We start from the raw sequence: 11429 nt of genomic DNA on the forward strand, positions 1-11429 counted from the left end.
TCTGACCAACAGCAAGCAGTATTTATCTTGAGGCTTTCGCTACGCGGAAGCCGTTGTTGTTTTATCTCTAGATAGAAATGAGGCCGGTGTAGATTGCTGCGAGTGAGAGGGAGCCGACGATGATCCAGAGAATGACTCCCTGAAGAAAAGGCCTGATGCCGACTGCCTGGAGCGTCTTCTTCGAGAGCGAGGTGCCGATCAGGAAGAGGGTGGCGGTGAGTCCCGCCTTACCAAGCTTGTTGAGATCGAGATAGGTGCCCATGAAGCGGGGTACATAGGTACTTAGGATCGAGGCTCCGATAAAGAGGAAGATGAACCAGGGAATCTTTATCTTCGCCTTCTGCTCGACGGTGCCGTTGGCTTTGGCTGCCCTGCCCATGTAGGCCGCCGTGATCAGGGATACGGGTACGATCCAAAGGGCGCGAGCAAGCTTTACGGTGGTGCCGATGGCCAGAGCCTGCGGACCATACTTTGCGGCTGCTCCGACTACAGAAGAGGTGTCGTGGATGGCGAGGGCAGCCCAAAGACCGAACTGGTTCTGACTAAGGTGCAGCCACCAGCCGATTGCGGGAAAGAGAAGTAACGCGACTGAGTTGAGGAGAAATACCGTGCCCATGGAGACCGAGATCTCTTCCTCATTTGCGTCAGTGATTGGGGCGATGGCCGCGATGGCCGATCCTCCGCAGATGGCGGTGCCGAGGGTGATGAGATAGCTGGCCTTGCCGCCGACTTTGAAGATCGTACCGAGCAGCAGCCCGAGTACGACTGCTGAGCAGATGCTGATCGCGGTGTAGAGAAATCCTGACTTGCCGGCGTGAATGACCTGATTGAGGTTCATCCCGAAGCCGAGAAAGATGACAGATATTTGCAGAAGGAGTTTGGCGAGCGAGCTTGATTCTTTGCGGTAGGGGTGCTCCACGGTGAAGCCGAAGGCGATGCCGCCGACCAGGGCTACCGGAGGCGAGACCAGCCCGCTGCCTGCCAGGAGCAGGCCTAGAAAGAAGATGGATTTGCTGTCGAAGGTGCTCTTTGGGGTTCCGGGGCCGGTCTGTCCGAGATCGTCTGCGGCGTGCACGGCTGGTAGGATCTCCGCCGCTGTCTCGGTGATGAAGAAGTCTACTGCTGTCGTGTTACCGGTGTACTCTTGCGCGATTGTCGCAGCCACGTTGTAGTTCCTCTAACGAAACTATCGGCTCGCCCGAACGGCACGTCCAAGTAAAACTTCTAATCACCCATAAGCTTTCCTTTGGTCGGGTTCGGCTTAGGTCCAACGCGTTAGGTTGTTACTCCTTATCGCGTAAAGACCAGTCTGGCTGCAAGCAGAACGAGGAGAACGGCAAAGCCACGGCGAAGCACAATCGCGGATAGATGCTGCGCCCACATGCCACCAAGCCATCCTCCTACCGTGAAGCCGACCGCGACCAGCATGGCGAGTTTCAGGTCGACATGACCTGCTTTGTAGTAGGTCCAGAACGCGAAGGCACCTATCGGCAGGAGAAGGGTGGCGAGCGATGTGCCTTGCGCACGAATCTGCGACATGCCATAGAAGTAGATGAGAGCGGGAATGAGGAAGGCACCACCGCCGATGCCGATGAGACCGGAGATGCCTCCGATAACGATGCCGAGAGCTAGTCCACCTGCGATGGCGATCGGTGTCATACGTATGCCTGATGTGCGCTTGCTGCTGGCGCCTGGAAGCTTCCTGCGGTGACTTGTCGGGCGCTCTCGAAGCAATCAGCGTCGACCGGACAGCGGGCGCGTTTGAAGTGCTCGCGGAAGTTGATTCGTTCAGCAGTCATCCTCACCTCACCGCTTACTATATGCAGTCCGCGGGCTGTTGGACAGTCAAGCAAGACGTTCCCTATTTTGGAGAAGGTTTCCGTGTTCGAGGCCGGGTCAGATTTCCTGTCGGCCTTGGCGTGGCGTCGTAGGCGCTGGACCGCAGAAAGCGATGGAACGCTCCCGCGCTGCCCTGCGGTGCGGCCCCCAGGCGATAGGCCACAGTGAAGACACGGGAGAGCTTCAGCCCCTTGACGCGCGCGAGCTTCAGAGTGCCCAAGCTTAGCTGATTGCGGACCGCCCAGCGAGAGACGAAGGCTATGCCGAGGCCGGCTTCGACAGCGCTCAAGATCCCCTCGGTCGTATCAAGCGTCATGGTGGTGCGAAGGCTCCTGAGCTGAAGCCCAGCCTGCTCCAGGGCTTCCTCGACGACACGACGCGATCCTGAGCCATGTTCGCGGGTGACGAATGCGGCTGACTGCAGATCGTTGACATCGATATCCTGATCAGCCCACTCGTGATCGTGCGGGACGACAAGGACCATGTGGTCTTCCATGAACGGCTCCGCCTTTACGTCTGAGCGCAGAGCCGGTCCCTCGACAAGAGCGAGGTCGATACGATGCTCCGCAAGGGAGGTCAGCACCTCGTCCGTATTACCGCTCATGCCGGAAAGAGAGACGCCGGGATAATCCTTTCGAAAGGCCGCTAAGAGATTTGGCAGCAGATACTGCCCGATAGTTTGCGAGGCGCCGACGCGCAACTCATCGACACGGGTACCAGAGACCTCGGCGATGGCCTGTACAGCTTCGTCAACGATTGCCTTAAGGCTTAGCGCGTACTTGTGCAGCACCATGCCGCTCTCGGTGAGGGTTACCTTGCCCTTGGTGCGATCAAAGAGGGATACTCCCAACTCTTCTTCAAGAGCCCTGATCTGCTGCGTGACCGCTGGCTGAGTGATGAATAACTCTTCGGATGCCTTCCGAAAGTTGAGGCTATGCGCTGCAGCCCGAAACACCTTGAGTCTAAAGTTTTCCATAAAGCGGGCCCCCCGGTCCGACTGTCCACTCTTGTGTCTAACTTTAGCGCAGAGCTCTGCGGTGTTTAATCGCCGCTTGCGTCTTGCGGGGTAAGCAGAGATGCTGTCGAACGCACGGTCCAGACACGTCCGTTATAGCGGAGATCCGTCAGCGACAGCGGTGCAATGTCGAGTCGCCAAAAGGCTTGCGCTGGAGCGCCAAGAACATGAATGACAGCAGCGCGGATGACTGCCGGATGGGTGATGGCGACGGTGTGCCCGAGAAGGCTCTGAAGCTCCAGCCACGCTGCCACGCGTGCAAGAAGATCGTTGATGGACTCGCCGCCGTGCGGGTGCGCATCCGGGTCCGTCAACCAGGCGACGAGAGCGGATGGGTCTTCCCGCTCCAACTCGCCAAGATCCCGCCCGCTCCACAGGCCGCAGTCGAGGTCACGCAGTTCGGCCGACGAAATTGCGGTGAGCCCAAGGGCGGAAGCTGTTTCGAGCGTCCTCTTCTCAGGACCGGCGAGCACCTGCTGTGCCCGGGGACTCTGCCATTGAAGCAATGCAATTCGTGCAAGCTGGAAATCTTCCAGTGACTCGTTCGCGGGGAAGGAAGACTTGCGTATGGCGGAGGTGACCGCGTGACTGATAAAGCTGATTCTTGAGGTCATAGGTTCGTCGATTGTCTTCCAGATTAGTTAACCAGAGCTTCGGAATCTTGACATCGATCATGGTGGCACATAGGGTGGAATAAGCTTTGAAGATGGTGAACGAGCAGGAAGCAAATTATCGGACTGCTCCTCGCGCGTTTGAATGCATGATCTCAGGAGACTCCACATGGCTCAATCTGCAGTTGGTTCGATTACACAACCTGTCTCTCTCCCTGTGATCCCGTTGAGCGAACTGTTGCCATGGTTGCTCTTCGGCGGCCTGCTGATGCTGCTGGCGATCTATTTTGTCGGCGCAGAACAGGGCGCCACCTCCATCATCGATGGCCGTACGGTGCATGAATTCCTGCACGACGGACGTCATCTGCTCGGCTTTCCCTGCCACTAAACTCAACTGTATTGTCTCGTGAAAGCTCATGGTTCGTAAGCTGCTCGTTCGTGGGATTGTGTCTGGGCTGCTTGCTGGCCTGCTGGTCTTTCTTGCGGCACGCCTAATCGGTGAGCCACAGGTCGACAGGGCGATCGCCTTTGAAGCCAATGCCGACAAGCTGAAGAATGAGGCTCCTGAGCCAGAGATGGTAAGCCGTAAGATCCAGAAAACAGCGGGGCTTTTGACCGGCGTTCTTGTCTATGGTGCTGCTCTCGGCGGCATCTTTGGTCTGGTGTTCGCCTTGTGCAGCGGACGGGTCGGACCGCAGGCGCCCCGAGCGCTGGCTGCCTTCCTTGGCGGCGCTGGGTTCATCGTGATCGGGCTGGTGCCAAGCCTGAAGTATCCAGCCAATCCTCCTGCCGTGGGGAGTCCAGAGACCATCGGGGTGAGGACGGCGACATTTTTCTTTATGATCCTCATCTCCGTGGCCGCAGCTGTTCTCTCGCTCCAGCTATCTCGACCGTTGATGCGCCGATTTGGCGGATGGAATGGTTCACTGCTCGCTGCAACTGCTTTTCTCCTGCTAGTGGGTGTTTTCTCCTTTGTGCTTCCGGTGATTAACGAAGTTCCAGCGGGCTTTCCTGCCGACGTACTGTGGCGCTTCCGCATCGCTGCGCTCGGGCTGCAGGCGATCCTGTGGGCGGCGATCGGGCTGTCGTTTGGATGGCTCACGGAGCGCGAAACTCGCCGGGTTTGAAGGGCGTGCGGGTTAGCTTGTCGGACATTTGATAACGAGCAACGTGATACAACTTGATTAACCTACGGTGCCCGATTGGGCTTAAAAGGGAAGTCCGGAGAGATACCGGCGCGGTCCCGCCACTGTAAACAAAGAGACGCTGCCAGCAAAAACCACTTGGTTGAACGATCAGGGAAGGTGGCAGCCGACAGATACCTTGTCGCTTTGAGCCAGGAGACCTGCCAGGGTTATGTTGCAACGTTCTGCGGAGAACAGAGACCTTGCGCCTGATCGCTCGACCTTTCGAAGAAAACCCGTGCTTCCCCGTCATCCTGACATCTGTGTTCACGACCTTAGTCGCAGGTTCTAATCGACCGTGTGAGGAGGTCTAGCTATGGCAACGACGAACCGACAGCGCGTGGTGCGGGCAGACGGACGAGCCTTCAATATCATTCAGCACCGTGCTCATCTGAGCTACTGCTCTCTTGGCTGCTGCTGCGGCATTACGGAGCGGGGCTACGCTGCCGTTCCTGTGGACGTCTACAAGGCGGAGTGGCTGAGACGTAAGATTCGTCACGACGTCCATCTCACCCAGGGCGGGTGTCTCGGGCCATGTGCACTTGCGAACGTAGTCAGCCTTGTCTTCGATAGCAAAAGCATCTGGTTTCATTCGGTCAATAGCGAATGGCAGGTACGCCAGATCTACGACTACATTGACGCAATGCTCGCGGCGGATCGCTTTATACAGCCACCTGCGGAGTTGAGCGAGTATGTCTTCAATTATTACGATTGGGATATTCGGAAGCCCGCTACGTCGGAAGGTCTCGTCACACTGGAAAAGGTACAGCCTAACGGCGCGATCATGCTGTTGTCGCATGCCGATACGGACTTACTGACCCTGGTGAAGACGTCTGAGTTTCTGCCTGAAGAGTTGCGCGTCGGCGCGTTTTCGTTGAACGCTCTCCGCAACGAAGATCAGATGGACGTTTTGATCAGCGGAGAGATGAGCAAAGCGCGCGTCATCATCGTCCGCTGCCACGGGCCGCTCAGTTGTATTCCGGGATTTGCGAAGCTCAAGAGCACCTGCATCGAACGCGGCCAATCCCTTGTTCTGGTAAGCGGGTGCGGGGAGAACACGTCAGAGTTTTCGGAGACGATCAATGTACCGGCCGATGTGCTGCAGACGGCTGCAGACTATCTGGGGCTTGGCGGCACCGGCAACTTTGGGGAGCTGTTTCGCTTCCTCTCGGACCGCCTGATGTTGACGGGATACGGATACGCCGCGCCCGCTGCCATGCCGGAGCATGGGATCTACCTGCCGGATGTGGAGGTTGCAACGCTCGAAGACTGGGAGCGGCAGGCGGATCTGGAGAAGCCTACGGTTGCCGTGCTCTTCTACCGGGCTCATCTGATGAGCGGGAACACCGGCTTTATCGATGCGATTGCCAATGCGTTACGCAGCAAACAAGTCAATGCGCTTTGCGTGTTTACCTCGAGCCTCAAGGCGAAGGTTGAGGGTCGTCCTGCAGCATTTCAATTTATTGGTGGGCGGGCTGACGTTCTCATCTCGACTTTGTCGTTTGCCCTCGGCGAGGTAAATACCGGGTCGGTAACGGTGCCTGGGGAAGCGGTGGACTCGCTCGAACATCTTGGGATTCCAGTCCTTCAGGCGATTGCAAGTGGTATGCCGCGTGGCGCGTGGGAGGGGTCCCGCCGAGGCCTGAACGCACTCGACACTGCCGTGAATGTGGCTATACCCGAGTTTGACGGCCGCATCATTACCGTCCCGATCTCCTTTAAGGAAAGGGGAGCGGCCGGTTCAGAGAGCCTGTATGTTGCGCACGAGGAGCGAGCCTTGCGAGTTGCTGGTATTGCGGCACGCCTGACAAAGCTGCGCCGCACAGAAAACCGCGAAAAGCGAATCGCCTTTGTTCTCACAAACTCTGCAGCGAAGGCCTCGCAGGTAGGAGGCGCCGTTGGTCTTGATTCACCGGCAAGTCTTTTAACGACGCTTCATGCGATGCGCGCGCGGCGGTACAGTGTCTCTGCGTTACCAGAAACGTCTGATGAACTCATGCAAACGCTTCTGCAGCATGGGACGTACGATGATCGCTATCCCCTTGATCCTGACCGCGCGATGCGCTTCTCGCGATCAATCTATCGCAAAATCTTTGCAGAGTTTCCGGAGCGCCCCAATCGCAGGATGCAGGACTTCTGGGGACAGCCGCAGGACCGCGGCCCAAGTATCCTGCCGGCTAAAAAAACCGATAAGAAGCTGCTGCCGACTATCGGCGGCAAGATCGTTTCAATCGATCAGGAAGAGCCCTGGGGAGACGAGAGCGACTACCTGTTTGCGGCGATGGACCTAGGGAATGCCTTGATTGCGTTGCAGCCTCCGCGCGGCTACGGCATCGATCCCGATGCGATTTATCACACGCCGGACCTGCCTCCAACGCATCACTACACGGCGTTCTACCGTTGGCTGGGAACCTCGCAGGAAGAGGGTGGCTGGGGAGCGGATGCCATCGTCCATATGGGAAAACACGGCACCCTGGAGTGGTTGCCAGGCAAGGGTGTTGGTCTCTCGGGAGAGTGCTATCCCGATCTGCTGCTTGGCGACCTGCCACTGGTCTATCCGTTCATCATCAACGACCCGGGCGAGGGTAGTCAGTCGAAGCGACGCGCTCATGCTGTGATCGTCGATCACCTGACGCCACCGATGACCTCTGCAGAAACCTATGGTGCCTTGGCTGAGTTGAACCAGCTGGTGAACGAGTACTATGCCGTCGAAAAGCTCGACCCGACCAAGCTGCCGTACCTGCAACAGCAGATCTGGGAGTTAGTTGCACAGACTAACCTGAAGGCAGACCTCGACCTCAAGACGATGCTGACGCGGGAGCGTGGCGATCACAGCCACGAGTGGGATGACTCACTTACTCCCGAAGGAATCCCTACCACGCTTGCATCGATGAATGGCAACGAGGTCGCCCACCTTATCGAGGATCTTGACGGCTACCTGTGCGAGCTTGGCATGGCACAGATTCGGAGTGGGCTGCATATTCTTGGGCAGATGCCACCGCTGCCGGAGATGCTTCGGTCGCTGACACGGCTTTCGAACACCGGCGCGCCGAGCCTACAGGCAAGTCTGTTGAGCGCCTTCGATTTTGACCTGACTGAGCTGCTGGCCAAACCCGGCGAGCGGCTACAGGAGACACGAGACGTTCTCGGTCGCACCTGCTATACCCATGCTGATGTACTCGAGGCGGTCGATCAGGCTTCGCTTGATCTGTACACCATGCTCGAGACACTCGGCTTTCGCGAGGAAGTCATTCTGAAGGTTCAGCAGGCGGTCCTTGGACTGACGAACGAGCAGGTCACCACGGTCCTTACATTCGCATGTGCCGACCTTATGCCGAAGCTCGAAGAGACAGGCGACGAGGTGGAGCATCTTCTCGATGCGCTTGAAGGCAAGTACATTCCTGCGGGACCCGCTGGCGCTCCGACACGAGGAATGGCCCACATTCTTCCCACGGGACGGAACTTCTATGCGGTCGATCCTCGCGCACTTCCCTCGCAGGCCGCGTGGCGTGTAGGACAGCAACTTGCGCATGAGGCGATTGAGCGGTTCCGCAAAGAAGAAGGACAGTATCCCGAGATGATGGGCTTGAGCGTCTGGGGGACTTCGCAGATGCGCACGCACGGCGATGACATTGCCGAAGCGTTTGCGCTGCTCGGCGTAGAGCCTCTGTGGAATGCGCAGTCGCGACGACTGGAAGGGATCTCTGCGATCTCACTTGATCAATTGGGCCGGCCGCGAGTTGACGTCACGCTTCGCATCAGCGGATTCTTCCGCGATGCCTTTCCTCACTTGATTGAGATGTTTGATCAGGCTGTGTCGCTGGTCGTCGAACTTGATGAACCACTGGATCAGAACTATCCCAAAAAACACTATCTGGCCGATCTGCAAGCACACCAGGAACTGCCCGCGCACGAGGCTGAGGCGCAGGCCCGATATCGTATCTTCGGGTCCAAACCAGGCTCTTATGGCGCGGGTATCCTGCCGCTGATTGAGAGTGGGAACTGGCAGGGCGATCAGGACTTTGCGCGCGCATTTCTTGCATGGGGCGGATACGCCTATGGCAAGGGTGCGGACGGCGTAGACGCTCAACCTGTCTTTGCGGAGCGTCTGAAATCCATCCAGGTTGCGCTTCATAACCAAGACAACCGTGAACACGACATCTTCGATTCCGATGACTACTTCCAGTTTCACGGTGGAATGATTGCCTCGATCCGCGCGTTGACGGGTAATCAACCCAAGGCCTACTTCGGTGACAGCTCACGCCCGGAGTCTGCCCAGATTCGGGACTTGAAGGAAGAGGCTTTGCGCGTCTATCGATCGCGAGTCATCAATCCGAAGTGGATCGAAAGCATCAAGCAGCATGGCTATAAGGGAGGTCTTGAACTAGCTGCCACCGTGGACTACATCTTTGGTTTCGATGCCACGGCGCAGATCGCTCCAGACTTCATCTACGAAGGACTCGCAGAGCACTATGCGCTTTCTCAAGAGATGCGCGAGTTTCTCGGCGCTTCCAATCCATGGGCTCTGAACGCAATCGCGGAACGTCTACTGGAGGCGGCAAAACGCGAACTCTGGGAAAATCCTGCTCCAGAGACTCTCGATGCTCTTCGGCAGGTCTTGCTGGAGGCTGAAACGCTGCTTGAGGCGCGGGGCGAACACAAGCGGGAGGCAGTCTCTTGAAGGGGGGCACCTATCCATTCTCGGCGATCGTCGGCCAGGAGCAGATGAAGCTGGCTCTTCTACTCGCGGCAGTGGATTGGAGGCTTGGCGTGCTCTTGCGCGGCGATAAAGGTGCCGGTAAAACAACGACTGCGCGCGCTCTGGCTGCACTGCTTCCCTCCCCTGCTCCGTTTATCAATCTGCCGATCGGCGCTACGGAGGACCGGCTGCTTGGCGGCCTGCACCTCGAGAGCACACTCGCGGGCAAGCCCATGCTAAAGCCGGGTCTGCTCTCAGAGGCGCATGGAGGCGTACTCTACGTCGACGAGATCAATCTCCTTCCTGCTCACCTTGGCGACTCTCTCCTTGATACCGCTGCGAGCGGCGTCAACGTAGTCGAACGCGACGGCCTCAGTGCGAGCCACCCGGCGGAGTTTGTCCTGCTTGGCAGCATGAACCCCGAAGAAGGGTCACTTCGTCCACAGCTTCTCGACCGGTTTGCGCTCTCTGTCGACATTGCCGCGTCGCTCGACCCGTTAGAGCGCAGCGAAGTACTCGCGCGTCGCATGAGCTTCGATCGTGACCTTGAGGCATTTGGACGAGACTGGTCTCGCGATCAGGAGATCCTTCAAATGAGGATCGCTACAGCGCGAAAGTCTCTGCCTCATGTGATCTGCTCAACCGAAATACTTGCCGAGATTAGTGCAATGGTTTGTGAACACGGTGTTCGGTCCCTTCGAGCTGACCTGGCAATCATGCGAGCTTCCATGTCATTGGCTGCCCTAGATGGCGATGCTTCCGTTGAGTCGCACCATCTGGTGACCGTGCTTCCTCTTGTACTTGCCCATCGGTCGCGAGACAGGGGTCCGCAGCGACCGCCTCCACCTCCGTCAAAAGCCGATACCAAGCCGCCGGAGACGGCATCTCAGTCACAAAATCAAGAATCAGCAATAGAGGAGCGGATCTTCAAACCGAAGGAGGTTGAAGCGCCTGCTCTCCTTGTCACCTCTTCTGATCCACGGAAGTCTGCGGTTATCTCCTCTACAGGTACCGCAAACCGTGGGGCCGTAATAGGTGCTCGTCAAGCGGATACTCCCATAGAACTCAATCTCCACGCCACGCTCAAGCATGCGCTTCGCGAGACAGGTACTCTGAAACCCCGCAGCTCTGATCTGCACGAACAGGTGCGTGCTTCGAGGCCCGGCACCCGCTACTTATTCGTGATCGATTCGAGCGGTTCCCACGCGGCACAGGAGCGGATGCGCTCTGTAAAGGGGGCAGTCGCCAGTCTGCTTACACGCTCCTTCAGGCGCGGAGATGAGGTTGCGATCATCATCTTTCGAGGTGTCACCGCAGAGGTGTTACTCGAGCCTACAGAGTTGCTTGCCGACGCATTGAGAGCTCTCGAATATCTGCCTACGGGCGGCCGCACTCCGCTTGCACACGCGCTAAGCCTCGCGCAAGAGTTTGTAGATCCTTCGACGTTGCTTTTGTTGTTGACTGACGGTCGTGCCAACGTCTCCATCAACAAGGGCGATCCTTGGCAAGAGGCTCTGGAAGCCGCGCGGCAACTGTCATGCGCCGCCTTGGTCATCGATACAGAAGATGCGTCTAACGCGCTCGGGCAGACCGGCAAGATTGCAGATGCAATGCGAGCACGCTTTCTTCGGTTTCAGGAGTTACCAGCCATACAGGACTTGCATATCGAAATGACAACGACTACTACGGCAATGTCAGGGAGCCAACACGGCTTGTGAGTTCAGAGAAAGCTTGGAACGCATCTTCGCAAGCGCTTACCGGTTGACCCCCCTCACTGTTCAGGATATAAATCGAACATCTGGTGTTCGGGAAGACGGTGCAAATCCGTCGCTACCCCGTAGCTGTAAGCGTTGAGAGCTTGAACATCTAAAGCCACTGGGGAAATCTTCCTGGGAAGGCCGTTCAAAGTTCAATGAAGCGCAAGTCAGAAGACCGGCCAGATGCGATTGGGCTACATTCAACTTCGCTGGGAGAGTTGAAGAGCATATCCACATGGTCCCATTGGGGGCGATGTGGCAGCTGCCTTTCTATAGTTCCCGCTCTGCTTTCTGCACGTCCGCGTGCAAATGCAAGGAGCGTCA

8 protein-coding genes and 2 riboswitches are annotated in these 11429 nt (G+C 57.5%); of the genes, 4 read left to right on the forward strand and 4 right to left on the reverse strand.

The window, feature by feature from the left end; translation table 11 throughout:
• Positions 1-67 precede the first annotated feature (67 nt).
• The 4 genes from OHL20_RS04850 to OHL20_RS04865 all read right to left on the reverse strand — a co-directional run bounded on the left by OHL20_RS04850 (position 68) and on the right by OHL20_RS04865 (position 3468).
• Positions 68-1165, reverse strand: coding sequence for a YeiH family protein (locus OHL20_RS04850; RefSeq protein WP_317890934.1), 1098 nt, complete (start codon positions 1163-1165; stop codon positions 68-70).
• 125 nt (positions 1166-1290) lie between these two features.
• The gene (locus OHL20_RS04855) at positions 1291-1659 is read right to left on the reverse strand and encodes a sulfite exporter TauE/SafE family protein (RefSeq protein ID WP_263382076.1); all 369 of its coding nucleotides are present in this window, start codon (positions 1657-1659) and stop codon (positions 1291-1293) included.
• A 202-nt stretch (positions 1660-1861) separates the two neighbouring features.
• On the reverse strand, positions 1862-2815 hold the full coding sequence (locus tag OHL20_RS04860; protein ID WP_263382077.1) for a LysR family transcriptional regulator: 954 nt from the start codon (positions 2813-2815) through the stop codon (positions 1862-1864).
• Positions 2816-2880: 65 nt separating this feature from the next.
• Entirely contained in the window at positions 2881-3468 is a 588-nt protein-coding gene (locus tag OHL20_RS04865; protein ID WP_263382078.1) for a histidine phosphatase family protein, read from the reverse strand.
• A 166-nt stretch (positions 3469-3634) separates the two neighbouring features.
• On the opposite strand from OHL20_RS04865, the gene OHL20_RS04870 reads away from it, so the two are divergent.
• The 4 genes from OHL20_RS04870 to OHL20_RS04885 all read left to right on the forward strand — a co-directional run bounded on the left by OHL20_RS04870 (position 3635) and on the right by OHL20_RS04885 (position 11066).
• Positions 3635-3853, forward strand: a complete 219-nt coding sequence (locus tag OHL20_RS04870) for a CbtB-domain containing protein (RefSeq protein ID WP_263382079.1) — start codon at positions 3635-3637, stop codon at positions 3851-3853.
• A gap of 28 nt (positions 3854-3881) precedes the next feature.
• Entirely contained in the window at positions 3882-4592 is a 711-nt protein-coding gene (locus OHL20_RS04875) for a CbtA family protein (protein WP_263382080.1), read from the forward strand.
• A gap of 48 nt (positions 4593-4640) precedes the next feature.
• A riboswitch (cobalamin riboswitch) is annotated at positions 4641-4830 on the forward strand.
• 135 nt (positions 4831-4965) lie between these two features.
• A complete protein-coding gene (cobN, locus tag OHL20_RS04880; protein ID WP_263382081.1) occupies positions 4966-9330 on the forward strand; it encodes a cobaltochelatase subunit CobN in 4365 nt (1454 codons plus the stop codon).
• Positions 9327-11066, forward strand: coding sequence for an ATP-binding protein (locus OHL20_RS04885; RefSeq protein WP_263382082.1), 1740 nt, complete (start codon positions 9327-9329; stop codon positions 11064-11066). Before cobN ends, OHL20_RS04885 begins: the two co-directional genes overlap by 4 nt.
• Before the next feature lie 64 nt (positions 11067-11130).
• Positions 11131-11303: riboswitch (cobalamin riboswitch) on the forward strand.
• The last annotated feature ends 126 nt before the right edge of the window (positions 11304-11429 follow it).

It is taken from the genome of Granulicella arctica, assembly GCF_025685605.1.
GTDB classification, from domain to species: domain Bacteria; phylum Acidobacteriota; class Terriglobia; order Terriglobales; family Acidobacteriaceae; genus Edaphobacter; species Edaphobacter arcticus.

What these genes read in the sequence shown, in the direction of transcription:
- cobN (WP_263382081.1), top strand. Translation starts at nt 4,966, where the DNA reads ATGGCAACGACGAACCGACAGCGCGTGGTGCGGGCAGACGGACGAGCC.
- OHL20_RS04855 (WP_263382076.1), bottom strand. Translation starts at nt 1,659, where the DNA reads ATGACACCGATCGCCATCGCAGGTGGACTAGCTCTCGGCATCGTTATC.
- OHL20_RS04860 (WP_263382077.1), bottom strand. Translation starts at nt 2,815, where the DNA reads ATGGAAAACTTTAGACTCAAGGTGTTTCGGGCTGCAGCGCATAGCCTC.
- OHL20_RS04875 (WP_263382080.1), top strand. Translation starts at nt 3,882, where the DNA reads ATGGTTCGTAAGCTGCTCGTTCGTGGGATTGTGTCTGGGCTGCTTGCT.
- OHL20_RS04865 (WP_263382078.1), bottom strand. Translation starts at nt 3,468, where the DNA reads ATGACCTCAAGAATCAGCTTTATCAGTCACGCGGTCACCTCCGCCATA.
- OHL20_RS04870 (WP_263382079.1), top strand. Translation starts at nt 3,635, where the DNA reads ATGGCTCAATCTGCAGTTGGTTCGATTACACAACCTGTCTCTCTCCCT.